The organism is Marinicrinis lubricantis (assembly GCF_042658665.1).
Taxonomy (GTDB): Bacteria; Bacillota; Bacilli; order Paenibacillales; family KCTC-33676; genus Marinicrinis; species Marinicrinis lubricantis.
Map to the genome: position 1 here is coordinate 58,315 of NZ_JBHSQV010000032.1, position 23,304 is coordinate 81,618.

General features: G+C 46.4%; 28 protein-coding genes. 9 read left to right on the top strand and 19 right to left on the bottom strand.

What is annotated here, in order from left to right; all coding sequences use genetic code 11:
* Nucleotides 1–149: 149 nt before the first annotated feature.
* The 3 genes from ACFPXP_RS05260 to ACFPXP_RS05270 are packed head-to-tail and all read left to right on the top strand — an operon-like array spanning nt 150 to nt 2,500.
* Nucleotides 150–779: a TetR/AcrR family transcriptional regulator gene (locus ACFPXP_RS05260; RefSeq protein WP_379893065.1), complete on the top strand. Its 630-nt coding sequence runs from the start codon at nt 150–152 to the stop codon at nt 777–779.
* Entirely contained in the window at nt 745–1,515 is a 771-nt protein-coding gene (locus tag ACFPXP_RS05265; protein WP_379893067.1) for an electron transfer flavoprotein subunit beta/FixA family protein, read from the top strand. The genes ACFPXP_RS05260 and ACFPXP_RS05265 overlap by 35 nt, the downstream gene beginning before the upstream one ends.
* A gap of 13 nt (nt 1,516–1,528) precedes the next feature.
* On the top strand, nt 1,529–2,500 hold the full coding sequence (locus tag ACFPXP_RS05270) for an electron transfer flavoprotein subunit alpha/FixB family protein (RefSeq protein ID WP_379893069.1): 972 nt from the start codon (nt 1,529–1,531) through the stop codon (nt 2,498–2,500).
* Nucleotides 2,501–2,555: 55 nt separating this feature from the next.
* Here the strand turns inward: ACFPXP_RS05270 and ACFPXP_RS05275 are convergent, their stop codons facing one another.
* From ACFPXP_RS05275 to ACFPXP_RS05285, 3 genes are all read right to left on the bottom strand, one after another.
* Complete coding sequence (locus ACFPXP_RS05275; RefSeq protein ID WP_379893071.1) at nt 2,556–3,404, bottom strand: DegV family protein; 849 nt, start codon at nt 3,402–3,404, stop codon at nt 2,556–2,558.
* Between the two features lie 167 nt (nt 3,405–3,571).
* On the bottom strand, nt 3,572–3,679 hold the full coding sequence (locus ACFPXP_RS05280; protein WP_379893073.1) for a YjcZ family sporulation protein: 108 nt from the start codon (nt 3,677–3,679) through the stop codon (nt 3,572–3,574).
* 125 nt (nt 3,680–3,804) lie between these two features.
* Complete coding sequence (locus ACFPXP_RS05285) at nt 3,805–4,272, bottom strand: low molecular weight protein-tyrosine-phosphatase (protein ID WP_379893075.1); 468 nt, start codon at nt 4,270–4,272, stop codon at nt 3,805–3,807.
* Between the two features lie 263 nt (nt 4,273–4,535).
* Between ACFPXP_RS05285 and namA the strand changes: the two genes are divergently transcribed.
* Nucleotides 4,536–5,546, top strand: a complete 1,011-nt coding sequence (namA, locus tag ACFPXP_RS05290) for an NADPH dehydrogenase NamA (RefSeq protein WP_379893077.1) — start codon at nt 4,536–4,538, stop codon at nt 5,544–5,546.
* A gap of 71 nt (nt 5,547–5,617) precedes the next feature.
* Here namA and ACFPXP_RS05295 read toward each other — a convergent pair whose 3' ends face one another.
* From ACFPXP_RS05295 to ACFPXP_RS05305, 3 genes are all read right to left on the bottom strand, one after another.
* Nucleotides 5,618–6,301 carry a metal-dependent hydrolase gene (locus ACFPXP_RS05295; protein WP_379893079.1) on the bottom strand — a complete coding sequence of 228 codons (684 nt, stop codon included), beginning with the start codon at nt 6,299–6,301 and terminating at the stop codon, nt 5,618–5,620.
* Nucleotides 6,302–6,409: 108 nt separating this feature from the next.
* Nucleotides 6,410–7,135: a phosphonate ABC transporter ATP-binding protein gene (locus tag ACFPXP_RS05300; RefSeq protein ID WP_379893081.1), complete on the bottom strand. Its 726-nt coding sequence runs from the start codon at nt 7,133–7,135 to the stop codon at nt 6,410–6,412.
* A gap of 17 nt (nt 7,136–7,152) precedes the next feature.
* On the bottom strand, nt 7,153–8,226 hold the full coding sequence (locus ACFPXP_RS05305; RefSeq protein ID WP_379893083.1) for an asparaginase: 1,074 nt from the start codon (nt 8,224–8,226) through the stop codon (nt 7,153–7,155).
* Nucleotides 8,227–8,413: 187 nt separating this feature from the next.
* Here ACFPXP_RS05305 and ACFPXP_RS05310 point away from each other — a divergent pair, with 187 nt between their 5' ends.
* Nucleotides 8,414–9,187, top strand: a complete 774-nt coding sequence (locus ACFPXP_RS05310) for a phosphotransferase family protein (RefSeq protein WP_379893140.1) — start codon at nt 8,414–8,416, stop codon at nt 9,185–9,187.
* Nucleotides 9,188–9,213: 26 nt separating this feature from the next.
* Here the strand turns inward: ACFPXP_RS05310 and ACFPXP_RS05315 are convergent, their stop codons facing one another.
* Complete coding sequence (locus tag ACFPXP_RS05315) at nt 9,214–9,354, bottom strand: hypothetical protein (protein ID WP_379893084.1); 141 nt, start codon at nt 9,352–9,354, stop codon at nt 9,214–9,216.
* A gap of 176 nt (nt 9,355–9,530) precedes the next feature.
* Between ACFPXP_RS05315 and trhA the strand changes: the two genes are divergently transcribed.
* Complete coding sequence (gene trhA, locus ACFPXP_RS05320) at nt 9,531–10,178, top strand: PAQR family membrane homeostasis protein TrhA (protein WP_379893086.1); 648 nt, start codon at nt 9,531–9,533, stop codon at nt 10,176–10,178.
* Between the two features lie 178 nt (nt 10,179–10,356).
* On the opposite strand, the gene ACFPXP_RS05325 is transcribed toward trhA, so the two are convergent.
* Together ACFPXP_RS05325 and ACFPXP_RS05330 are read right to left on the bottom strand one after the other, a co-directional pair.
* Nucleotides 10,357–11,196: a DegV family protein gene (locus ACFPXP_RS05325; protein ID WP_379893088.1), complete on the bottom strand. Its 840-nt coding sequence runs from the start codon at nt 11,194–11,196 to the stop codon at nt 10,357–10,359.
* A gap of 73 nt (nt 11,197–11,269) precedes the next feature.
* Nucleotides 11,270–11,587 carry a hypothetical protein gene (locus ACFPXP_RS05330; protein WP_379893090.1) on the bottom strand — a complete coding sequence of 106 codons (318 nt, stop codon included), beginning with the start codon at nt 11,585–11,587 and terminating at the stop codon, nt 11,270–11,272.
* 359 nt (nt 11,588–11,946) lie between these two features.
* On the opposite strand from ACFPXP_RS05330, the gene ACFPXP_RS05335 reads away from it, so the two are divergent.
* The gene (locus tag ACFPXP_RS05335) at nt 11,947–12,297 is read left to right on the top strand and encodes a hypothetical protein (RefSeq protein ID WP_379893092.1); all 351 of its coding nucleotides are present in this window, start codon (nt 11,947–11,949) and stop codon (nt 12,295–12,297) included.
* Here the strand turns inward: ACFPXP_RS05335 and ACFPXP_RS05340 are convergent.
* Complete coding sequence (locus ACFPXP_RS05340; RefSeq protein WP_379893094.1) at nt 12,294–12,533, bottom strand: hypothetical protein; 240 nt, start codon at nt 12,531–12,533, stop codon at nt 12,294–12,296. The genes ACFPXP_RS05335 and ACFPXP_RS05340 overlap by 4 nt on opposite strands.
* A 103-nt stretch (nt 12,534–12,636) precedes the next feature.
* On the opposite strand from ACFPXP_RS05340, the gene ACFPXP_RS05345 reads away from it, so the two are divergent.
* Nucleotides 12,637–13,389 carry an EcsC family protein gene (locus tag ACFPXP_RS05345; RefSeq protein ID WP_379893096.1) on the top strand — a complete coding sequence of 251 codons (753 nt, stop codon included), beginning with the start codon at nt 12,637–12,639 and terminating at the stop codon, nt 13,387–13,389.
* Between the two features lie 77 nt (nt 13,390–13,466).
* On the opposite strand, the gene ACFPXP_RS05350 is transcribed toward ACFPXP_RS05345, so the two are convergent.
* From ACFPXP_RS05350 to ACFPXP_RS05370, 5 genes are all read right to left on the bottom strand, one after another.
* Nucleotides 13,467–14,102: a thiamine diphosphokinase gene (locus tag ACFPXP_RS05350; protein ID WP_379893098.1), complete on the bottom strand. Its 636-nt coding sequence runs from the start codon at nt 14,100–14,102 to the stop codon at nt 13,467–13,469.
* A gap of 2 nt (nt 14,103–14,104) precedes the next feature.
* A complete protein-coding gene (locus tag ACFPXP_RS05355) occupies nt 14,105–14,608 on the bottom strand; it encodes a metallophosphoesterase family protein (RefSeq protein WP_379893100.1) in 504 nt (167 codons plus the stop codon).
* Between the two features lie 15 nt (nt 14,609–14,623).
* Entirely contained in the window at nt 14,624–15,154 is a 531-nt protein-coding gene (locus tag ACFPXP_RS05360; protein WP_379893103.1) for a GrpB family protein, read from the bottom strand.
* A 2-nt stretch (nt 15,155–15,156) separates the two neighbouring features.
* Nucleotides 15,157–15,984, bottom strand: coding sequence for a metallophosphoesterase (locus ACFPXP_RS05365; protein WP_379893142.1), 828 nt, complete (start codon nt 15,982–15,984; stop codon nt 15,157–15,159).
* A gap of 318 nt (nt 15,985–16,302) precedes the next feature.
* Complete coding sequence (locus ACFPXP_RS05370) at nt 16,303–16,758, bottom strand: hypothetical protein (protein WP_379893105.1); 456 nt, start codon at nt 16,756–16,758, stop codon at nt 16,303–16,305.
* A gap of 142 nt (nt 16,759–16,900) precedes the next feature.
* Between ACFPXP_RS05370 and ACFPXP_RS05375 the strand changes: the two genes are divergently transcribed.
* Nucleotides 16,901–17,923 (top strand): acyltransferase family protein, encoded by a 1,023-nt coding sequence (locus ACFPXP_RS05375; RefSeq protein ID WP_379893107.1) that lies wholly within the window; start codon nt 16,901–16,903, stop codon nt 17,921–17,923.
* Nucleotides 17,924–17,939: 16 nt separating this feature from the next.
* On the opposite strand, the gene ACFPXP_RS05380 is transcribed toward ACFPXP_RS05375, so the two are convergent.
* The 4 genes from ACFPXP_RS05380 to ACFPXP_RS05395 form a co-directional block, all read right to left on the bottom strand.
* Complete coding sequence (locus tag ACFPXP_RS05380) at nt 17,940–20,720, bottom strand: ABC transporter permease (RefSeq protein ID WP_379893109.1); 2,781 nt, start codon at nt 20,718–20,720, stop codon at nt 17,940–17,942.
* Nucleotides 20,721–20,725: 5 nt separating this feature from the next.
* The gene (locus tag ACFPXP_RS05385) at nt 20,726–21,463 is read right to left on the bottom strand and encodes an ABC transporter ATP-binding protein (RefSeq protein WP_379893111.1); all 738 of its coding nucleotides are present in this window, start codon (nt 21,461–21,463) and stop codon (nt 20,726–20,728) included.
* An 82-nt stretch (nt 21,464–21,545) separates the two neighbouring features.
* Nucleotides 21,546–22,553 carry a sensor histidine kinase gene (locus ACFPXP_RS05390; protein ID WP_379893113.1) on the bottom strand — a complete coding sequence of 336 codons (1,008 nt, stop codon included), beginning with the start codon at nt 22,551–22,553 and terminating at the stop codon, nt 21,546–21,548.
* The gene (locus ACFPXP_RS05395) at nt 22,550–23,266 is read right to left on the bottom strand and encodes a response regulator transcription factor (RefSeq protein ID WP_379893115.1); all 717 of its coding nucleotides are present in this window, start codon (nt 23,264–23,266) and stop codon (nt 22,550–22,552) included. The genes ACFPXP_RS05390 and ACFPXP_RS05395 overlap by 4 nt, the downstream gene beginning before the upstream one ends.
* Between the last annotated feature and the right edge of the window lie 38 nt (nt 23,267–23,304).

The window sequence follows — 23,304 nt, forward strand, 5'->3', positions numbered from 1 at the left end:
CCTCTACGATCGAATCATGCTCATAATCCTCCACACCTTCATCATATGATGGAGTATCACACAAAATGAATGAATCCTCATTCAGTACGAACTGTAGAAATAGGCTATACATGATCTGAGACGCAGCTTCTGCGGAGAGGAGGGAATCCATGCGAAATACAGGGGAAAAAGATCGACTGATTTTAAGCGGTGCACTGCGGGTCTTTTCTGAAAAGGGCTTCCATAAAGCAAGAATTTCGGATATCGCGAAAGCAGCCGGTGTTGCTGACGGTACGATTTACTTATATTTCAAAAATAAAGAAGATATTTTAGTTTCGCTGTTTCGTGCACGTCTAGGCGAGTTAGTTGGCAAATTTAAAGAATCGCTCAAGCCCGACGCTTCGGCTGTTGAAGCGTTAAAAATCATTTGCGATCTTCATTTCAAAGAAATGGAGTCGGATCCGGCTTTCGCGGTCGTGACTCAAATTGAACTGAGACAAAGCTCTATGCAGCTGAGGAAGGAAATCGGGATAGCGCTGAAGCCGTATATATTGCTCATTGAAGGCATTCTGCAAAAAGGAATTCATCAAGGACATTTTCACCCCCATATCAATATTAAGCTGCTCCGTTCACTGCTCTTCGGCGCTCTGGATGAAGCGGTCACTTCTTGGCTGATCGGCGGCCAGAAGTATCCGCTCACAGCGCTTTCCGAACCGACATTGCGTTTTTTTCTGAACGGATTGACAGCTTCGAAGGAGGATGCATATGAACATTGTCGTGCTGCTCAAGCAAACGTTTGATACTGAGGAAAAGATTCCTTTGGCCGATGGTCAAATCGCTGCGGATGGGATGAAATATATAATAAATCCTTATGACGAGTACGCTTTGGAACAGGCCATTCGGACGAAAGAGGAGCTTGGAGGCAAGGTTACCGTTGTTACTGCCGGTGCCGATCGAAGCGAAGAAGCTTTGCGTACAGCGCTGGCTATGGGAGCGGATGAGGCCGTACGCATGGCGGATATCGACGAGGACGCGGATGAAAGCGTGATCGCAGCGGTGCTCTCTAAATATCTTCAATCGATCTCTTACGATCTCATTTGGGCAGGTCACTTCTCGGTCGACGCCGGAGGGGGGCAGGTCGCTCTGCGAACAGCTTATCGGCTGGGCATCCCTCATGTCTCCGCCATCGTCAGCTTCCAGCTGCAGGAGCGACTCGTCCTCGCAGAACGAGATTCCGAAGGGGATACGGAGAAAGTGAAAGTGCAGCTTCCAGCGCTGTTTACCGCACAACAGGGACTGAATGAACCGCGCTACCCTTCCCTGCCAAACATTATGAAGGCGAAGAAAAAGCCGTTAACTGTCATTACTCCTCAGGATCTCGGGATACCCGATGAAAACCTTAAACCGAAAACGATCGTCATCGAACGAAAACTTCCCGCTTCAAGGCAGACTGGGAAACGACTCGAAGGAGAGCTGCATGAGCAGGTGAAACAATTAATACGGCTTCTGAGAGAAGATCAAAATTTACAAATCTAAGGAGGAACTTGAAGTGAGCAAACAAATTCTCGTCGTGGCGGAGACGAAAGCCGGCAAGCTCAGACAGGTCACCTTCGAAGCAGTTCATGCCGCTTCACGTATGATGCAGGACGGTGATACGCTCTCCGCTGCACTCATCGGTTTTAATACGAAAGGTTATATTTCTGCTTTCGAAGGAATTGGCATAGATCATCTCTATGTTGCGGATTCCACAGAACTAGAGCACTACCGCTCCGATGCTTATTTCACAGCACTGCAGGAGATCGTTTCCCAAGTGAATCCCGATGTCGTTATTTTCGGACATACCGCGGCAGGTAAAGATTTAGCACCTCTTACTGCAGAGCTACTCCAATCAGGTCAAATCTCAGATGTCATCCACATGGAACCGGATGAACAGAAGGAATGGCTTTTCACCAGGCCGATTTATACCGGAAAAGCGTTTGAGACGCGGGCTTTTCAAGCTTATCCATGGGTGCTCACCGTTCGCCCCAACAATTTCCCGGCAGCTGTATCTCAATCAGGCTTGGGGACACCCGAGTTGATCGCTGTCTCGCCAGATCTATCTCGGGCAAAATCCATACTCACCGGGGTTGAGCAGCGCAATACAGGTGCAAAGGATTTATCGGAAGCCCGTATCGTCATCTCCGGAGGCAGAGGCGTAAAAAGTAAAGAAGGATTCGTTCCGCTGGCAGAATTAGCCGAAGTGGTGGATGGTGCGATAGGTGCTTCTCGCGGCGCATGCGATGCAGGTTACTGCGATTATAGTCTTCAAATCGGGCAAACAGGGAAAGTCGTAACTCCCGACCTTTACATCGCCTGCGGAATTAGCGGTGCAATTCAGCATTTGGCAGGGATGAGCCAGTCCAAGGTGATTGTTGCGATCAATAAAGATCCCGAAGCGCCGATCTTTAAAATCGCCGATTACGGCATCGTCGGAGATTTATTCGAGGCTGTTCCTGAAATGATAAAACAATTGAAAAAGTAATCTCAACATAAAAGACAAGTGGCTCTTCATTTGAAAGCTCCACTTGTCTTTACGTTTATTTTTTCAAATATATGATTCCTATCGTATGAGGACCGCAATGGCTGGATATGACGCTTCCCGCCTCCGTAATGTAGATCGGATTCGTCAAGCCTTGTGAAGAAAGCTGCTCCCTGAGCCACTCCGCCTCTTCCTTCATGACCGCATGCGTCACGAAGATCGCCGCATCAGAGATATGCTCTTTGTCCGCTACAGCGCGGTCAAGCAGACTTTGCATCGTCTTTTTACGGCTTCCTCTCAATTTATCGGCCATGAACATTTGGCCGTCCGCTACCTGAATGAGCGGATGAATTTTCAACATGCTTCCGAGGAATTTCTGCAAGCCGCTTAATCTTCCGCCTTTGTGCAAATACTCCAGCGTCTCAATGACGAATTCCACATGAACCTTTTCCGTCAGCTGTATCAATTTCTCCGCGATCGTTGCAGCACTTTCGCCTTTTTCCCGCATACGAACGGCTTCAGTAACAAGAATTCCGATGCCCGTCGATAAGTTTTTAGAATCAACGACTTCGACAGACCCTTCCGGAAACTCTTGTGCAGCGAGATAAGCATTTTGAAAGCTGGAAGAGAGCTTAGAGGATAAGCCGATATAAATCACTTGGTTCCCTTTGGAGACTTCTTCTTCAAATGCTTGCATATAATCTGCAGGCGGAACTGCTGAAGTTTTCGGCATGCTGCCTGTCCGTTCCACTTGTTCAAAAACACCCGCGCCATTCAGCTCGATGCGATCTTTATATGTACGGTCCCCGATCGTTACATACAGCGGTAAAATTCGAATTTGTTGCGATTCTACGTAAGTAATGTCCAAATCCGATGTGCTGTCTGTCATGATGGTGATCTTTTCCATTGCTTGTCGCCTTCCTTCACTATACTTTCACGTATTCCGTTGTATTCGCCTCAAAGTATATTACCGTATTTATTCATTTTTGTGAACCGTTCTCCGGTGCAGATTCATGCAATCATCATGAGTAAACAGCGAAGGACGCTTCACGAAGAAGCGCCCTTCTGATCCAATTAGATGACGAAGCCAGCACCCAGGATAATGACTAACAGAATAAACAATACGAGTACGAAAGCAAATCCTGATCCGTATCCGTAACCGCCACCGTAACCCATTTTCATTCCTCCCACTCAAAATTGAATTTCAATACAATGTTATAGTATGTGAAAACGGACTAGGGGAATGGTTAGACGTCTAGTTCACGGACAAAAAGGGTTCTCGCCTATTAGATATCATTGCGGCTGGTCTATAGCTGGTGATCCTGGCGAATTTTGCTGAGCAACCGATCACATGCGTCGTCAATCAAGCGATACACAAGCTCGAAATTCCCAGTATAGTACGGATCCGGTACGTCTTTGCTCGTTTCTTCGACAAGCAAATCCAGCAGCCTGATCACATGGGCTCTCTGTCCGCCAAATATCCGCGAAATATCCTTTGCGTTTTGAGTATCCATGGCAATAATATAATCAAATCGGTCTGCATCCATTGCCGTTACTTGCCTTGCACGGATTCCATCGTATGGCACCTTGTTCTGATCTAATATATTTCTCGTTCCCGCATGCGGAGGCTTACCAATATGCCAATCTCCGGTGCCTGCGGAATCAACTGTGACCGCATGTTCGAGACCTGCCTCCTTTACTTTATGGCGCATCACCGCCTCTGCCATCGGTGAACGACATATATTGCCCAAGCATACAAACAGCACTCGAATCATTAGAAGCTTCCCCCTGTATGAAAGAAATAAATTCAGCTCTTATCCCATAACCATACCGTAAGCGGTGACTAAGTTTCAAGATGAAGTATGTCATGATCGAATTGATTCCTGGCCTTTGTTTTTGCTTTAATAGAGTTAAGCCATGGTCTAATTATGGAACGTGTCACCGATTTGGACTGGCGATGAACGTATGTATCCGTCAGGCGGACAAGACCCCGTTGCTAATATAAGACGGAACAGAACACATAAGGAGGAACGACAACATGTCTTCATTGTTTTCACCGATTACCATCGGTCCCATGACTTTGAAAAATCGAATCGTTATGTCGCCGATGTGCATGTATTCTGCAGAAGCACAGGACGGTAAAGTGACGGATTGGCATTTGGTACACTATACTACTCGTGCAGTTGGACAGGTCGGCTTAATCGTCGTTGAAGCCACTGCCGTTGTACCGGAAGGACGAATCTCTCCCCAAGATCTTGGTATATGGGAAGACGATCAGCTGGAAGGTCTGACGGAATTAACCCGTCAAGCTCATTTGTACGGAGCGAAAATCGGCATTCAACTGGCCCATGCGGGAAGAAAGGCTAACCTTGAAGGGACCATCTATGCCCCTTCGGCCATTCCATTCAATGAAAAAAGTAAAACGCCGAAGGAAATGACGAAGGAAGATATTCAGCACGTCATTTCTTCATTTCGATCCGCCGCACTGCGAGCGAAGAAAGCTGGATTTGATTGTATAGAAATTCATGCTGCGCACGGATATTTAATCAATGAATTCCTATCCCCGTTATCTAACCAACGTACGGATGAGTACGGCGGAACTGCCGAAGGACGTTACTTGCTGCTAAAACAAGTCATTGACGAAGTACGCAGCGTATGGGACGGTGCCTTATTCGTGCGGATATCCGCTTCGGATTATCATCCAGATGGCCTCACGGCCGAGGATTACGTGCAATACGCGCAGTCCATGAAACAACAGGGCGTCGATCTCATTGATTGCAGCTCCGGTGCTGTCGTTCCCGCTTCCATCCACACTTACCCCGGATATCAAGTTCCATTTGCAGAGCGTATAAGGCATACAGGGATCATGACCGGGGCCGTTGGGTTAATTACAGAACCCGCTCATGCGGAAGAAATTGTTCAGAACGGAAGAGCAGATTTAGTGTTTATCGCCCGTGAGCTGCTCAGAGACCCATACTGGCCTCGTACAGCCGCCAAACAGCTTGGCGTACCATTGCAGGGACCAAAGCAGTACGAACGTGGTTGGTAATCATATAACACGTGACATCATGTCATAACACAACAATGACGAAGCGGAGGGTTTCCCCTCCGCTTACTGTTTTATATGGTAAGCTCGTCGCCGATGCTCATCGCGTGCCCCTTCATCCCTTTTCTTTCGACCTCTCGGGCGAAGGCTGCAGCATCCTGCTCAATGACTGGGAACGTATTATAGTGCAGCGGGATGACATGCTCTGCACCGATCCATTCCGCCGCAATCAAGGCATCTTTTGGGCCCATGGTGAAATTATCTCCGATGGGCAGCGCTGCGGCGTCAATTTCATGAAGCTCTCCGATCATTTTCATATCGCTGAATAAGCACGTATCCCCGGCATGATATAGCGTCTTACCGCCAGCAGTAACCAGCAAGCCCACAGGTTGACCAGCGTATAGCAATTGCCCGTCGACATTTAAAGAAGAACTGTGAAATGCCTGGGTCATCTTTACCGTGAAGCCTGCGGTCTCAAAGGTTCCGCCCGGATTCATAGGATGCGCTTTCACACCGCGCTGCTGACAGTAAATCGCCAGTTCATTCACGGCTACGATGAGGCAATCGGACTGCTTCGCGATTTCAATGCTGTCGCCGAAATGGTCGTCATGTGCGTGTGTAAGGAAAATCGCATCAACCTTCAATTCCTCTGGCTTGAATGGACAGTGAGGATTCCCTGTCAGAAAGGGATCAATGATGACTCGTTTCCCTTCCGACTCGAGCAGTATGCAAGAGTGACCAAGATACGTCAAGTGCATAAACAAACCTCCTCTTTCGATTTCAGTTCATTTTGGCTTGGAATAAGCAAGGCTCCCCATGTATCGTACCATGAATCCTAGACGGGTTTCAAAATATTGGGGCGACCATTAATCAAAAATCGAATTTCGTTCTTCCTCGGTCAGCCTTCGGCCTACCGCTTCCACGACAATTCTTCCGTCCTTCATACCAATGATTCGATCTGCGAATTTTTCCGCAAGCTCCAGCCTGTGCAGCGTACAGATCAACGTAATATTGGCCCGTTCCGTCATGTTTTTGAAATCCTCAATGACCTGCCTTGCTCGCAGAGGATCCAGCCCCGAAACGGGTTCGTCGGCTATGATAATCGTCGCCCCCTTCGCGGTCGCTTTAGCAATCGCTACGCGCTGCTGCTCTCCCCCGCTCAGCTTGTTGACTTTCTTGTGGGCTAAATCCAATAAACCGAGCTTTTCCAAAATATCCATTGCTTCCATATGCGCATCCTGTGAGGTACCGAACAACCTTCCCCAGATCGGCTTGGCCTCCTTCACTCCATCCTTTACATTTTGGAGTGAAGTTTTATTGGGATTCAATCCTAAAGTATCTTTCAAGTAAGCGATTTCTTTCTTGAGTATTCTTTTCGCTCGGTATGTATTCGGCGTAAGATCCTTTCCGTTCAAATTATAGCTTCCGTCATGCCACAGCGTATTCATCGTCAAGCATTCCAGCAAAAGCGTTTTGCCGCTCCCGCTTGGACCGATGATGGTGACCAACTCCCCTTTAAACACTTGAAAATCAATATGTCTGAGTATCGATTGATTGTTGATGCGTTTTGCAAGATTTTGAATGCGGATCATCCGTTCTCCTCCCCTTTTTACGTCTCCACTCTATGATTCAACTGATGATGCTCAAAGAACAGCTCCGTGTTCAGATATGACTCGATCTTCTCTTTCGCGAGCGTCCCGTAAGAGTGCATCAGCTTCACTAGCGCGCATTCAGCCGAAATATTCTCCATAGGAACCGCACCATAATCAATCAGCTCGCTAGTCGATGAATACAATGCACCGTTCGGATTTTTAATCGGTACCAGATACACCGGAATTTGCTCTTGCACGCAGCGGCGTACGAGATCCGCGTACGATTGTCCCTCGTCAGCACGTATGCTCCCGGTACCGGAATGGTACGTATCCAGCAGGACAGCTTTCGGCTTCTTGTCTCCCCATTGTATGTATCTCGCTTGAAAGCCGGGATACGGTCTTAAGAACACAATATCGGATGTGAAATCCGGTTCTGTCATCCACGATGAAACGACTTGCCTGCGGTACTGCCAATGTTTCAATTGCTCTATAGAAGGATTAAGATCGTAGTCATTCCACTGAAAATGAGAGGCTGTCATCACGCCGAAAGGCTCATTATATGTACTTTCGAAATCATCGGTAAAATGCCTGCACTGTTGAATGCGAGAAGCGAGATGAATCTGACTCTGCCCGTCACGATTCTCGTATATGGTAAACACTCCAGGAAGAGATGTCTTACAAATGAATTCTACTGCATGCGTAAAGTTGAGCAGCCCATTGCTCCTCTCATGGTCGAGCGGATAATTGCCTGCAATGAGGATGATGGGAACACTTGAATCCGCAAACATCATGCTGAATGCAGCAGACGTATACGCCAGCGTATCCGAACCATGCGTAATAATGACGCCATCGTAACTGGACCAATCAGCTTGCTGTAGAGCTTGATGCATTTGCTTCCAATGATGCGGATGTAGGTTCTCGCTCAGTTGATTCATAGGCTGGATCGTGTGAAATTCAATGTCATCCCGATGCTCCGTCAGCTGCTTGTACAAATCAAGGATAAAATATGACGAGGACTCTACGTCAATAATTTGATCCGCCGTTTTTGAACCGATCGTACCGCCCGTAAACATCACCAATAGCTTGTGCAAACGCTCATCTTCCTTTCTTGTTCGTTGTTTTAAATATATCCTCATTACATTTTGAATTCAAGGGAACGCAAAGAATTGCTCTGCATCATCCTAATTCAAATATGCTCTTCTTTTCACATTTACAAGCCAACGGCAATGATATACGATGAGTGTAATTGCTTTCGAAAGAAAGGGGAATTGAATTTTGATGAACGAACTAGCCGTCATCGGACAAGGTGCCACCGCGGAAGTTTTTGAGTGGACGAACGGGGATTGCCTAAAGCTGTTTAAGCAAGGATATGAGGACAGCGCCCGCCAGGAATTCCATGTATCCCAGCAGATTATGCGAACCCCGCTTCGTATTGCGAAACCCAAGCAGCTTATCCAATATCAAGACAGAATCGGCATTATTTATGAACGGATCAGCGGCAATTCATTCGGCTTCATCATCATGAACGATCCGTCAAAGATGAAAGCTTGGGCTGAGCAGTTTGCAAGGCTTCATGCTGAAATTCATCAAAGTCCACTGCCTGATCTCCCCTCACCAGAAGAGCAGCTGAACGGATATATAGCACACTGCAGCCTGCTAAGCGATATGCAAAAGAGCAAGCTCCTCTCGTTCCTATCCTCTCGATCTGATATAAAAGCTCTGTGCCACTTTGACTTCCATCCGCTGAACGTTCTTCGCTCGGAAGAACAGGATGTCGTGATAGACTGGAACAATGGGAAGATATATCACCCGTTAGCGGATGTGGCTTTGACGACGGTTCTATTGAAAGTATCCGGATTCCCGGAGCAACTAGCCCTGTCATTCTGTAAAAACTATATTGATGCTTATCTTCAGTTGTCAGGCTACGATCCTCAGAGTTTTCTTCACTTCCAAATCGCCGCCGCCATCGCCAGATTAAACGAGAAAAAAGCACATGAGACCGAAGCGATCGAGCGTATAATTCAACATAATTTACAGCTGCTCCTTATGTAACGATAAAAAACCCGCCTCTCGGCGAGTTATCGATTCCGGTGCTTGCTGATTTGATTTAAGCTGGGGGGGAATTCCTTCTGTTTATCCGGTTTTAACGTTGTCGCCTCTTCCTGCATGGAATCACGTCTTTCCCGCTCATTCAACGATTCACTCTTGTTGTGCGGCATATAACAGTCACCTCCCTACGTGGCTAGGATAACCAGCCCACATCGTTTCCATTCCAATATCCTTCATTGCATCATACCTGTCCTCACTCTTCTCAGCATTTGGAGTCTGAAAAAGTTGGTATCTCGCCCTTCCATGTATTACAATAGAAGAAGTAAACAAATGAGGTGATTCAACGATGGAATACAACTTGCGTGAGGAAATCGCGAACGCTATTAGTCACGGCATCGGTGCGCTGCTCAGTATTGCCGCTTTAGTCCTGTTGATCGTATATTCGAGCTTGTACGGAGATACTTGGCATGTCGTCAGTTTTACCGTATTCGGCGCTTCGATGGTGCTCTTATACTTGTGCTCCACCTTGGTGCACAGTCTTCCGAAAGGGAAGGCCAAAAATGTCTTTGAAATTTTGGATCATTCCGCCATCTACGTCTTTATTGCCGGAACCTATACCCCGTTCCTGCTCGTTTCGCTAAGAGGGACGCTGGGGTGGACGCTATTCGGCATCATCTGTGGATTAACGATAGCCGGGATTATTTTCAAAATCTTTTTCGTCAAAAAATTTATTATTTTATCCACGCTGCTTTATATCGCCATGGGATGGATGATCGTATTCGGCTTCGAACCGCTGCAGGCGAACGTTCCTCCTGCAGGAATCGCATGGCTTGTGGCTGGCGGCGTGCTGTACACGGTCGGCTCCATCTTCTACGTATGGCGGCGCGTCCCTTATCATCACGCCATTTGGCACACCTTCGTGCTGGCCGGAAGTATATGTCACTTCTTCTCCGTCTTGTGGTACGTGCTTCCAATGCCATTTGTAAACGCGTGAACAGAAAAATGAATCTGGGGAACATCTACTCGATCACTTTCTTCTAAAGTGCAGCTCAGAGTGTAACCCCAGATTCATTTTTTTATAACTGATGATTAATATCGACTCTTCATTTTTTTCCCAAAAAAGCATAAAGACAGAACCCAACATACAGTTCTGTCTTCTTAATGAAAAGATATCAATAAGCAATCAATATGCCGCCTTCTCCCGCATAAGTACCGATCACCGGTCCCATCTCCGAGAAAACAACCTCCTTAAACGGATACTTGCTTTTAATCATCTCTAACACTTGTTGCGCCTTGCTCTCATCATTGCTGTGGGCAATCGCCAGAACCGCCTTCTCAAAGTCGATTTTCTTCTCCCCTATTTTTTCGACCATTCGTTTAATCGCATTTTGCGTACCGCGGAATTTATCCATCACTTCGATTTGGCCTTCTTCACTGGCACGCATCAGCAGCTTAATATTCAGCATTGAGGCGATTTTCCCCTTCACTTTATCCAGACGGCCGCCTTTGATGACATTTTCCAATGTATCTAAGAAAAAATGAGTGCGTGTTTGTTTAATTTGCTCGATGACAAATGTTTTAATTTGATCCAGTGGCATCCTTTGACCTGCCAGCTTGGCTGCGTGCAGAGCGATCAATCCTAAGCCCGCAGATGCCGTTTTCGAATCAATCACTTCAACGCGAGTCTTGTTCCCTTCCTCTAAGAGCATATCACGAGCCATCAAAGCATGTTGATGTGTACTGCTGAGCTGTGAAGTCAAAGTAAGGACTAACACGTGTTCATGCTCTCCTTGCTCTTTCATCGCTTCATAAAATTGATGAGGTGAAGGGCTTGAGGTTTTCGGCAACACTGCCGATTTTTTCATACGATCATAAAATTCGCTGTTTTCGATGTCAGAGCTCATGACCGCATCCTCAAACTGCACCGTCAACGGAACCACCTTAATGTTAAGTGCTGTGGCAAGATCCTTAGGTAAATCTGCGCTGCCATCGGTAATTATTTTAACCGTCAATCTATATCACTCATTTCCGCTGATGTCTATCCCTATAATAAAGGATGATACTATTTGTGCTCAATATACATCATTACTGCTTCGGTGTTGCCGTCCAAATCCGCCTGAAAACCGGATGCTCATGAATGAGTCTGCGAATCTGTTCCTTTTCGTTCAAAGTAAATTGAAATTCGCAGTCACAATCTTCGTCTTGAGGAACGATCTCGATGATTGTGCCATCTCTCATACAGATAACAAGTGCGCTTAATTCGGTGGTTCCTTTAGGAATTGGTCCCGTCTTCAGCGTAAGCTTGCAGCGGATATCCACAAAATGTTCATTGCGAAAATCCACCGAAGGAATCAAGTTCTCGATGACCAGTTCATTCACTTTACTAGAACCGTACTGAATCATGTTGCAATGCCTCTCCTTTCATGATCCTCTTTTGTTCACGGCTGACAAAGCCTAAACCTGCAAAAATAAAGTACATGCTCCCAAGAAGTATAAACATACTGTATGGATGAATGTGACCGATGCCCCACCCTCCGATGCTGGGTCTCAAGACTGGTAATGATGACCGCGATAATTAAATACGAAAACGAAAAGGAGTTAAGAGGGTGGAGCTCATGATGTCGATCTACCTTTCTTCCAGTAAAACAATGATTGTAAAAAAATAAAACATAGACGATTTTGGCATAATTTACTTGCATGCTGGTTACGTTATTATTGGACTGTTTCAGTCATATCAAAGTGAATCTCAGGAGGTTCAATCCATGCATTCCATAAATACCATAATAGAATGGTGCGAAAGTCATCAAGGACAAACCATTCAAATTCAAAAAAGAGAAGATCAAGATCTCGATATCGTCGTAATGGAACTGAGCAAAGCAACTGCTGGAGCACTGGATCCCCATAATGTTGACAGCTATTTATCAGACCAAGCCATATACTTGCACGGCTCTGCCGCGATTGACGGATCTGCCACTGCACAGATGGTAACGACAGAGCTGCCGGGAGATATTTACGTGATCCCTCTGGAAGGAAGCTTTGAAGTGCAGCCGCTGCACCACCAACTTGTCATTCGCTCAGAACGAGCCCAATACATACTCAGCAGTACATATTAATTGTTTTTTCTTAGCGGGATATCCGCCAATATATAATCATCATCGATTTCTGTAATATAGAAACGCGTACTGCAGCAAGGCAGCACCATCCAATATTTTTTGCCGGTTTGAATTTCTCGGACGTTCTTTTTCTTCAGCGGAAGCAGCACTCGTTCGCTTCCACAGGAAGGACATTCCAAAAAATAATAATCTCCCATAATCAGCTCGTACGGCCATGTATGACTGTAAGGTATCATTTGCTGTGTCTCCTTCCCGATTGAAACTTTAACCATCATAGCACGTATGTACCTACAAATAAATGGCCGGCCTTTTTTTCCAGGCTGTGAAGGGAGCCGCGATATGGATCATTTTGAAGATTATTATGAAGGAAGGGTTAAGAGGGAACTTGCGGAATGGGAAAAATCGTTGTTCGAGGAAAAAGGCTTCCTCTTTAAAGCATCCAAGCAAATGAGCATGAAAATGAATCAAGCCATTCCCAAAAAAGCACAGCAAGCCATCACCTCAGCCGTGAAGGTGACCGTGAAAAGCGTACTGACCGGAGCTAAATTCATTCCTAAAAACCCCGTTATTAAAGAGGCGTCCCTGTATGAACGAGATCAGAAAGCCATCGAATTTATGGACAAATACCGTAAAATCGCGGTTGCAGAAGGCGCAGCTACGGGTGCAGGAGGGATTTTGCTCGGTTTGGCGGATTTCCCTGCTTTTCTAGCGATAAAAATGAATCTTCTGTTCGAGATCGCACATATATACGGTTATGACACGAGAAGTTATGCAGAAAGAGTATTTATCCTGTATTTGTTCCAACTTGCGTTCTCTAGCAATGAAACAAGAAGAATCAGCTATGAAATTATATGCAGCTGGAAGGATCGGCTAACTCGCTATGATGCTCCGCCCGTGACCGAGCCGGAGTGGGAAACCTTTCAACAGGAGTACCGGGATTCCATTGATTTTCGCAAAATGCTTCAACTGCTGCCGGGAATTGGTGCGATCGTTGGCGCATGGGCAAACAATGGACTTACGAAGGAGCTGGGCCATACGGCCATGAACGGCTACCGGCTTCGCTATTTGGCTGATCATCCGGTCAAACATTAGCTGAAAGATACCCCTCATCCATTCAAAGCCACGTTATTTCTTAGGCTATGTAGATTGATCTTGCAGGAACCTATCTCTTAGTCCTTGCTTTGAATCACAAGGAGCAGACCGTCTCTGATGTTAATCGTACCCAACTCTTCCAACAGCTCATTGCTAACACCGATAGATTGACCCATCTCTATTTCCGCGTCGTTGAGCGGATATTTAAAGCCAGTTAGCGTAATTCCCGTCACCTTCGTCGTGAGCGGCAGCAGCGTAACATATTTGTAGCCGTCTTGCGAGATTCGCAGCATTCCGCGAGTCAATTGAATCTGGTTATGTTCATCTGTAATTTTACAAGGGATCTCCGCTTCCAGCGCTTTCTTCAACAAATGAATATTCGCCAAACTGTGATCGAGCCGTGTCCCAAGCACTCCTAGCATCATGATACTAGAGGGTCCAATAGATAGTGCTGTCTCGAACGCCATCTCCGTATCCGTATAGTCCTTCCATACAGGATCGCATTCTACCAATCGCCCGCTTCGTTCCCTAATGCTTTCCATCTGTTCCGGCAAAACCGAGTCGAAATCCCCAATGGCGATCTCCGGTTTATATCCCTGCTCAATGAGCCATAAGGCTCCCCGATCCGCTCCAATGAGAAGATCATTCGGCTGGATCAAGTTTTTCATCGATGGAGATACGCTTCCACCGCTAACGATCACTGCTCGACGCATGTTCATTTCTCCTTGCTGTATATGTGTTCCAATTGAAATTGTCCATTGTCAATCTTAAGAATCCCACAGGAGTATTGGGGCTGTCTCCGCTTGTCGGTAGGTGAGCCGGGGTTAAACAAACGAATGCCGTCTCTTATCTTATCCAGCGGAATGTGAGAATGGCCAAACATAATGATGTCCGGCTGTTCACTAGCAAATGCATCCCATGCCCTCGTTTCCGTTGTTCGACTTTTGCCATGCCCATGGATGAGTCCAATACGAATGCCTTCCAGCTCTATTGACTTTCGTTCAGGAAAATAAGACACCACTTCTTCATCATCGTTGTTGCCGTACACTCCGTAAATCGGAGCGAAAGCTTCCAGCTGCCTTACAACCTCCATCGTATTAAAGTCACCAAGATGAAGGATGACATCAGATTGTTCTAAAATGCTGACTAGCCATCCTGGCAGTGATTTCGCCCTCGGGGAAGGAATATGGGTATCCGAAACTATCGCTGCTTTTAACATAGAGATCCCTCAACTTTAATGATCAATTCGATTCCCTCCCCAAGCTATGGCACGATCAAGAATTTTTGCAGTAAAGCTTTCTTTAGCCTCCTGATATTGTTTTACGTCATCCGGATACTTCTCTGCCAGCTCCAGCTTCAGCTTTCCATAAGCATCTGCTTCCTCAGGGTGTGCGGTCAAGTACTGCTTGAAGAGCAGATGGTTTCTAGCGTGCATATCTCCTGTCTGGAAGATGTGCAGATGATGTGACCGATCGGCGCCGCCCTTCGTAAAATACCTTCGCCCGGCTATACCGTTCTCGCCTCTAGCAGTATAACCGTTAAGCGAAAGCTCCTCATCGTATAAGTCGATAAAGGTTATATCCTTGACTTCGGCCAATATATCAATGATCGGCTTAGCAAAGCCGATCGCTGGAACAGAAGTACTTCCGATATGATGTATAGCCGTCAATTCTTGTCCCAGCAAGCTGCGAAGCAGCCGTTCTTCCGCTGCATATAATAGGCTCCAGTTTGGATCATAAGGCTCAATTACCGTTAACCGCTTCACGCCTAACTCTTCCCTTCTCCCGAATATAACTCGATGACCGCTATCTCCGGGCGGCATAGATATCGCAAAGGAAGCTTCGTCGTCCCGACGCCCCGAGTGGTGAATACATATTTATCATCATCTATCCTGTATAAATGATCGATATATTTACGCCCTAACGGCGGCACCACTAGCGCGCCTATCAGAGGGATGCGGATTTGCCCGCCATGACTATGTCCGGAGAGCTGCAGCTGCCACGGATTTCGTCCTACGTAGTCTCCGAAATCCGGTTCATGCATCAGAAATATGGTGAACTCTGCTTCAGGCACCATTCCCCACGCATGCATGGGTTCAGGACGGCCGTTTAGTCCATCGTCCAAGCCGACGATCTTAATTGGCACATCATTTTTAGTTAAGAGGATGGATCGATTCGTCATCATTTGAAATCCAGCCTTCTCGAAAAGGTCTGTGATGAAAGGTGGACCAATGGCATAATCATGATTTCCCAGTACAGCAAACCTTTGTTTCGTCGCGAGCTGAGACAATACGCTGACCGCTTCATCATAATACGTCTTGGCTTCGTTAGAACCAACGCTGTGATCCATGAAGTCTCCAGTAAAGCAGATCAGATCCGCTTGTTCTAGATTGATCTTTTCTACAACCGTTCGCAAACGGTCGATTTCCTGAAAAAATCCGAGATGAAAATCTGAAAAATGTGCGATCTTCAACCCGTTCCATACCTTCGGAAGCGACGCAAAGGTCAGCTTTATACGTTCTATATGCAGCCATTTTCGTTCCAGCGCATAGGCGTAGAGTGGATTAGCCGCAGCGAAAATACCGAGGCCCGCCATCAGCTTCAAAAACTTCCTTCGCGACCGGTTGGTTGACGGAGGTTTTTGTTTTTTTCGTGAATGGGTTATAAGCGATGGTTTCTTTTCCACGAAGATCATCCCTATCCTGTTATGGTTTCTCCTCTTGTTTTACATCAAAGATGTCATCCAGCTCACTGCTGTATTCGAATCTATACAAACTTCTATTATCATACCATAAACTGCGGGATGGCTAAAAATGACTCATAACATCCTAAGACCGTTTCACGAAATAAGCCAATTCATACCCATAAAACACACAAAAACCGCCCTAAAGGACGGTTTTTTTATGATGACCATTTACGGTTGATATCGATATTGAAAAGCGGATTCCTGTTCGGCCACGCGTCGCTGCAAAATAGCCAATGCCTGTGACAGCGGTTCTTCCTTCACCAACTTTTGCTTAATACTCCGCATCATTTCTTCGCATAGTTCCATAATCATCTGATATCCTGTTTCTCTCACTTGCTGTTCTCTTGCGGTCTCTTGTGGATACACATCAGAGAGCTGCTCATGCCACGCCTGTTCCCACTCATGATGCGCACCGTAATCCTCCATAAAATCTCGAATTCTCTCCATCAGCGACTTCGCTTGATATGGAGTCGAATCTTCTTCCTTGTACCTCGCGCACATCGCGCATATTTCCTCCAACTCGTTGCTTAAGGCAGCATGCTCCCTCTTCATTTGAATCCAAATTTCGTTCACGTCTACTTTCGTTCCAGGGTTCTCTTCATTCGGAACAAAAGGCTGTGTCATGATTCAATCCCTCCTTCATTTTTCACGGTGCCCTATCTCCATTGTACATCAACATTTCTCGAAAGTTTGTGACTTAATTCACAATCGTCATAGAATATCCCTGTTATGCTAATATCATTGAATGTTCGGAGGAGATACACAGATGCTGACAAATGCGAGTGATGCTCAAACACGAATGTACAATCTCCGCAGTCTATTGATCTTTTTAGTCGTCACCATGAACATGCTGGAGCCGATCGCGAAAAACCATGAATCGATCGGCGGGATATATACTTTGGTTTTCACATTTCATATGCCGCTTTTTGTGTTTGTCACCGGATACTTTGCAGGCAAACAAGCCTTAAGAAATATTCTGCCTGTCATTGCCTACCAGTATACTGTATTTCAAAGTCTATATTGTATCTTAGATCTTATTTTTTTTCAAATGCAGAAAGACGTTTATTCATACTTTATCCCTTACGCTTTCCTATGGTTTCTGTTTAGTCACATCGGGTGGAGAATCATGCTGCACTTCATTGAGAAGTTGAATCACCCCGTTGCGGCATCTATCGGAATAGGTCTAGTCAGCGGGTTTTTGCCGCTTCATTCGATGTGGATGAGTTTGTCGCAAATGCTGTTCTTTCTGCCTTTCTATGTGATCGGTCATCAAATGTCGTGTCACCCTTCATCAGTCAATGCTTTCAAAAGCAGGGCCATCCGATGGACAGCTCTTCCCATAATGGCGCTCGGCTTTGCAGCGGTCAAGCTGTCTTTTAGCTTTGCTGTTCTGTCATCCCTTACAGGCTTGGACTTCTACCATGAGGATCATCTTAGCTTCGCTTCGGGCATCGGTTTACGCAGCTTAACGTATATGCTGGAAATATTCATGTCTGCCGCTGTTCTTTCGCTCATCTCACACAAAAAATCCCGCATCACCGATGCGGGAAAACGAACATTGTACGTGTATTTGCTCCATGCATTGATCGTTCGAACTCTCATAAGGTTGCATATCTTCGAAACGTTCGACACCGTCTTGGAGTGGCTGTCCATCCCGTTGATCGCAGCAGCCATTGTTGCACTTCTTAGTTCCCGGAAAGTGGAATTTTTCCTTCAGCACATGATGGAGCCGCCTTTTCTTAAAGGACCTGTTCTAAAGAATTGGTTGGTTAAAGTGAAGCCTCACTGATCGCAAGATTTCAAATTCAATCAAACGTTCTCATGACTTCAGCAGGAGATTGAGCTTCCGCTTTTTTTGCTGGGATCAAAGTGCACAGTATAGTTAATACCACTGCCCCCAACTCGTACAGCGCCATTTTCAGCCATGGAAGTTCAATGCCAGAGCGAATCACTTCCGTATTACCATCCTGCATGAAAGCCTGCACCATTATAGCTCCTCCGTAGCTGCCAACGACAGCACCCAATGTCATACCGATGATCGCGACCACGCTTCCTTCCACGACGAAGGCCCATTTGATATATGTCGATGGAATTCCGATCGTCCGAAGCATGCCGAACTGCCGCCGCCGATCTCTAAACGTTCTCAGCAAGAGAATCATGAGTCCTGCAATACCAATAATGGCCGCCAGCGCATTGAAACCTTCAAACAATCCAAAGAACATTCGGAGAAATGCAGTACCATCGCTGTTGATTTCTTCCGGCAGCTGAAGTGGATAAATATTCAACGAAGTAAGTGCTTGCTCCACTTCTGCAGCCTCCTCTTCTACTAAACGAGAGTCTGCCCATTGGAACAACATCATCCGCTCGGAACCTTGCAGCAGCAGCTGCTCCTGTTCAAACATCTCAGCGGATACCCAAATCCCCCTTGCAGCCGGAAAGCTGGACATATTATCATGTACATCAACAACACCCGCGATTTTCTTCTGCAGCACGATACCGTCGCGATCGATGTGAAGCATCTCCCCTGCTTGCACATCCATTCCCATCGCATCCAAAAAAACGCTGCTGACCATCATCCAATCCGCTTCTTTGGCAACCGTGTTCCACGCCTCTGCCTTATCCGAGAAGCTTGCGTCCACTTCCAGCAGCTGAAGCTTCTGCAGCGCCGCATACTCTTCATCGATGCCATACACCGATTGGTTATAAACAAATGGAATTTCTTTTTTATATATAGTTACAGTTTCAGGCTGGTCATCATCCCAAAAAGGAGAATGCAGCAGCTGTTCTTTCAATTGACCAGGCGGCGCTTGCTGCGTGGTGACGGCATAAGCATCAAAGCCACCTGTGGCGTTTCTAGAATCGAACTGTCCAAAAAATCCGCCGGCAGTTTTACCGAAAACGGCTGAAAAACAAGTTAAAAACAATACGAATGAAAACATAAGCAGTACAAACATCGTTCTTCGTTCATACTGCATCGGGTAACGCAATGCAATATTCAGCATCCCTCTCCATCTGTTCAGAGGTGATGCGATCAATGAAATCACCTTCAATATGAACGGAAGCATGACCATGACTGTCACTGTCAATAAGACGAGCAGTAAGAAACAGAACATCATAATTTGCAGCGGATTGGCGGAAGGAAAACTAATCGATTCCATAAAATCATCCGTCATGGAATAAGCGATGATCCCAGCAAGTACCGCGACACATATCATTCCTATAATAAAGCGATTCCGCTCCGCGTTTCGTTTCGTTCTATTCTCCTTCCCCTGATTCACCTGCTCCGGCTTCAAAGCGTCCACGATAGACATTTGATTAACACGGCGGCTCGCCCAAATCATACAGAATAGAATCAGCAAAAATCCACTGGCGACTCCTAAAGCTAGAATAGAAGGCTGGACATAAGCTTTATATTCGATCAAGATCCCATTCTCATTCAGCATTAATGTACTGAACATTCGACCCAGTCGTCTTAACAGGAAGTGTGACAATATCATTCCTGCTCCTGTACCGATCACTCCGGATAGCAAAGCATACCAGAACCCTTCCATAAGGAGCAGCTTCTTCAAGTCACCTCGCGTCATTCCGATCGCTCTGAGCACACCGATTTCCTGTTTGCGTTCCTCTGCCAGCATATAGAAAACATTAATGGTGAGCAGCAGCCCTATGCAGACCGCTGTTATACTTGCGATCGTAAAAATCGGCATAAGTTTCATAGTATCCTGCAAATGATCATACGCAGCCATAGCCGTCCATTGCATCTGCCATGCAGATCCCAACATGTAACCGACCTCATAATCGATACCGTCTGTTTCATTTGCAAGCAACAAATATCGATTCACTTCATGGTCAGGAACGGTAAACCAGTTAGCTGCCTGCTCTGGATGAACAACAAGTGAGGAGCGGGTTTTCTCGCTTCCCCGATATGCTGTCATACCCGATTCCGGTATGAGCTTGCCAATGCGAACGGTAAACTCCTCTTGACCTGTACGAACGTGAATGGAGTCCCCGACCGCTACATCCATATTCGCTGCAGCAGCTTCACTTAGCCATCCTTCGCCACGCTCTGGATGCAGGGATCGGATTTGCTCCACATATTCCCTTACGAAGGGTCCATCATTGACTGCATAGATCTCTTCAGGGAAAGCAAAGACCATGGTCTTCGGCACCACCGCCTTCGGTATTCCCTGCTGATCCTGCAATGCCAAAGTCACCTCTCCCATAATGGCAGGAATATAACCGTTATATACAGCCCCTCCGTCTGCATCCACATCTAAGCGCAGCTGCTTCTCATCCTCGGCGGAGAAGGAAGTTAATCCGTGCGAAGCTGCTGATATTTCAGCAATGATTGGCCCGAATGCCTGCTCCATCTGACGATCTATACTCTGGGATAGCGAGGACTGTAGCTGTAATGAGCTCGTCACAAGAGCAATCCCCATCATACTGCCGATAACAGCGAGTGTCGTCCTTTGGCGATGTGTCCATAAATGCCGGAACGACATTCGAGCGAGATGAGGTTTACCTTGCATCAAATTCAAAATATATAAAATGACGATAAGTGCAGCCGACAAAATGATCCACTTCATCCCCATCACCGTTCCGTAACGGTCCGTTTTTCATGGATGATGCTGCCGCTGTCCATATAGATGATACGACCCGCACGGGCTGCCACGTGTGGATCATGAGTCACGATGACGAAAGTCATCCCTTCTTCTTTATTGAGATAATCCATTAAATCAAGCATTTTATCGGACGTTTGACGGTCCAGAGCTCCCGTCGGTTCATCCGCCCAAACGATGAGCGGCTTATGTACAATGGCCCTGGCGAGCGCTACCCGCTGCTGCTGACCACCAGACATTTGTGACGGCTTATGGTTCTGTCTGTCGAACAACCCCACTTTCCCCAGTGCGTCCAGCGCGATGGATCTTGATTTTTTTCTTGAGTAGCCTTTCGTCAGCATCGGCAGCTCCACATTCTCCACAGCCGTCAACACCGGAATCAAATTATAGTTTTGAAATACGAAGCCCATCGATTCTGCACGCAGCGCATCCTTCTCATCTTCCCCCATACGATGCACCGCTTTTCCGCGGAACCATATCTCCCCTTCGGTAAGATCGTCCATTCCGGATATACACTGAAGCAGCGTCGTTTTTCCGCATCCGGATGGACCCATGATTGCGGTAATTTCGCCCTGTGCAAGGTTCACATTGACCTGTTTTAGTGCTTCCGTCCGATGTTCTCCATAGCCGTATATCTTGCTAAGCGACCTGCAGTAAATCAATCCATTCGTTTCAGTTTCTGAATGAGTGTAGTTGTACATTTCCTGCATCAATTGCTTCCTCCCTTTTTCGAACTGCTCTCATCCTAACAAAACCTTTTCCAGACCTGATGAAGAAGTTGTTAAGAAAGTATCAAGATGAAGGAAACAAAGGCATGTGAAATCGAAACTCGGTATAATTCCCAAGGTCACTGTCCACGCTAATCCATCCATCATGTGCCTCTACGTAATGCTTTGCAATAGCAAGACCTAGGCCCATGCCGCCGCTGCCTCGCTGTCTGGATGCGTCAGCTCTGTAGAAACGTTCAAAAATATAAGGTAAATGTTCAAGTGAAATGCCATCACCCGTATTTCGAATATGAACCTGAAGCTTGTATTGATCCACTTTGGCTTTCACTACTACTTCCCCATTGTCTGGGGTGTAGAAAACTGCATTGCCGATTAAGTTCATGAACACCTGCTCTAGTCGCTCAAGATCGCCGTATATCTTCACCTGCTGCATATCTAAAAGCACACAAATGCCTTTTTCCTCAATATCCGCTGCAAAACGTTCCATCACCTTATGTACCAGATCTGCAACAGGGAACCAACTGTAGTTCAGCTTTAATTGACCCGATTCAGCAAGGCTAAGCTGACGCAAATCATAGATAAGCCTGCTCATTCGCGTCACTTCATCGTGCAACGGAAGCAGCTGCTCCGGCTGAAGCGGTATCGTTTCCTCCAATATACCTTCTATACGGCTTTTCATCACCGTCAGCGGAGTTCTCATTTCATGAACGGCATCAGCTAATATTTGTTCTTTTAAGTCCGAACTGTGCTGCAGCTGTTCCCAAAGCTTGCGAATTTGATTGACTGACCATTTCCATTCATCCTCCTCGGATGCCGGCATCCCTTCTGGATATCTTGTTAGCTGGCTTAATTGTTCGATATCGTCTCTCATGGATTGGCGCACTCTTCGAGAGGTTTCCAAAAATACTGCAAATAGAACGGCCAAGCTGCATAGAAGCAGCCACAGCTCCCACCGCATAAGCGGATGAAAGCCTGCTGCAGCACACCAGCGAAGCAGCAAAGCAACGCAAAGAATGGACAAAACCAATTGAATTCCCAGCACCGTCCAGTACCAACGCCTGATTGTATTCATTGGATCGCCTCAAACTTATAACCGATACCAAATACTGTCTTCAGCATTTCGGGTTCGTCTGGATTGTGCTCCAGTTTTTTTCGCAAGTTACGAATATGGGTATCAATTGTCCGTTCATATCCTGCATACGTTTCTCCCATTGCGTGCTCCAGAAGCTGCAGTCTGCTGTACACTCTTCCTGGAACCTTACATAGCACGCAGAGTATTTTAAATTCCGTTGGCGTCAATATCATCTGCTCCTCATGCACAAAAACAGCAAAACGGCCATGATCAATTCGAAGTTTCCCTCGCTCCCATATCGTGTCCTGATCATTCGATACGCCGTCGTTAATCTCTGTTTCACCCATAAGGTAAGCCCTGCGGAGCAGCACCTTAATTCGAACCGCCAGCTCCCGAATGCTGAAGGGTTTGGTTAAGTAATCGTCTGCACCTAATTCTAGTACAGAGAGCTTGTCCAGTTCTTCCGATTTCGCGGTCAAAAAAATAACTGGCGCATAGGTACGCTCTCTAATTTTCCTGCAAAGTTCCACGCCATCCATCCCAGGGAGCATCCAATCCAGCACGTATAAGTGAACGGTATCAACAGCAGCTGCGAGACGAAGAGCCTCTTCCCCATTCGCAGCTTCCAAAACGGTGTAGCCTTCTCTTCGTAAAAATTCAGCCGTTATACTGCGCAGCTGCTGCTCATCCTCTACCATCATGATCGTATACACTCCAAAACACTTCCTAACAAAATAAAAATCGTACAGCC

What these genes read in the sequence shown, in the direction of transcription:
- ACFPXP_RS05260 (WP_379893065.1), top strand. Translation starts at nt 150, where the DNA reads ATGCGAAATACAGGGGAAAAAGATCGACTGATTTTAAGCGGTGCACTG.
- ACFPXP_RS05265 (WP_379893067.1), top strand. Translation starts at nt 745, where the DNA reads ATGAACATTGTCGTGCTGCTCAAGCAAACGTTTGATACTGAGGAAAAG.
- ACFPXP_RS05275 (WP_379893071.1), bottom strand. Translation starts at nt 3,404, where the DNA reads ATGGAAAAGATCACCATCATGACAGACAGCACATCGGATTTGGACATT.
- ACFPXP_RS05280 (WP_379893073.1), bottom strand. Translation starts at nt 3,679, where the DNA reads ATGAAAATGGGTTACGGTGGCGGTTACGGATACGGATCAGGATTTGCT.
- ACFPXP_RS05285 (WP_379893075.1), bottom strand. Translation starts at nt 4,272, where the DNA reads ATGATTCGAGTGCTGTTTGTATGCTTGGGCAATATATGTCGTTCACCG.
- namA (WP_379893077.1), top strand. Translation starts at nt 4,536, where the DNA reads ATGTCTTCATTGTTTTCACCGATTACCATCGGTCCCATGACTTTGAAA.
- ACFPXP_RS05295 (WP_379893079.1), bottom strand. Translation starts at nt 6,301, where the DNA reads ATGCACTTGACGTATCTTGGTCACTCTTGCATACTGCTCGAGTCGGAA.
- ACFPXP_RS05300 (WP_379893081.1), bottom strand. Translation starts at nt 7,135, where the DNA reads ATGATCCGCATTCAAAATCTTGCAAAACGCATCAACAATCAATCGATA.
- ACFPXP_RS05310 (WP_379893140.1), top strand. Translation starts at nt 8,414, where the DNA reads ATGAACGAACTAGCCGTCATCGGACAAGGTGCCACCGCGGAAGTTTTT.
- ACFPXP_RS05315 (WP_379893084.1), bottom strand. Translation starts at nt 9,354, where the DNA reads ATGCCGCACAACAAGAGTGAATCGTTGAATGAGCGGGAAAGACGTGAT.
- trhA (WP_379893086.1), top strand. Translation starts at nt 9,531, where the DNA reads ATGGAATACAACTTGCGTGAGGAAATCGCGAACGCTATTAGTCACGGC.
- ACFPXP_RS05330 (WP_379893090.1), bottom strand. Translation starts at nt 11,587, where the DNA reads ATGATTCAGTACGGTTCTAGTAAAGTGAATGAACTGGTCATCGAGAAC.
- ACFPXP_RS05335 (WP_379893092.1), top strand. Translation starts at nt 11,947, where the DNA reads ATGCATTCCATAAATACCATAATAGAATGGTGCGAAAGTCATCAAGGA.
- ACFPXP_RS05340 (WP_379893094.1), bottom strand. Translation starts at nt 12,533, where the DNA reads ATGATACCTTACAGTCATACATGGCCGTACGAGCTGATTATGGGAGAT.
- ACFPXP_RS05345 (WP_379893096.1), top strand. Translation starts at nt 12,637, where the DNA reads ATGGATCATTTTGAAGATTATTATGAAGGAAGGGTTAAGAGGGAACTT.
- ACFPXP_RS05350 (WP_379893098.1), bottom strand. Translation starts at nt 14,102, where the DNA reads ATGCGTCGAGCAGTGATCGTTAGCGGTGGAAGCGTATCTCCATCGATG.
- ACFPXP_RS05355 (WP_379893100.1), bottom strand. Translation starts at nt 14,608, where the DNA reads ATGTTAAAAGCAGCGATAGTTTCGGATACCCATATTCCTTCCCCGAGG.
- ACFPXP_RS05365 (WP_379893142.1), bottom strand. Translation starts at nt 15,984, where the DNA reads ATGGCGGGCCTCGGTATTTTCGCTGCGGCTAATCCACTCTACGCCTAT.
- ACFPXP_RS05370 (WP_379893105.1), bottom strand. Translation starts at nt 16,758, where the DNA reads ATGACACAGCCTTTTGTTCCGAATGAAGAGAACCCTGGAACGAAAGTA.
- ACFPXP_RS05375 (WP_379893107.1), top strand. Translation starts at nt 16,901, where the DNA reads ATGCTGACAAATGCGAGTGATGCTCAAACACGAATGTACAATCTCCGC.
- ACFPXP_RS05380 (WP_379893109.1), bottom strand. Translation starts at nt 20,720, where the DNA reads ATGAAGTGGATCATTTTGTCGGCTGCACTTATCGTCATTTTATATATT.
- ACFPXP_RS05385 (WP_379893111.1), bottom strand. Translation starts at nt 21,463, where the DNA reads ATGCAGGAAATGTACAACTACACTCATTCAGAAACTGAAACGAATGGA.
- ACFPXP_RS05390 (WP_379893113.1), bottom strand. Translation starts at nt 22,553, where the DNA reads ATGAATACAATCAGGCGTTGGTACTGGACGGTGCTGGGAATTCAATTG.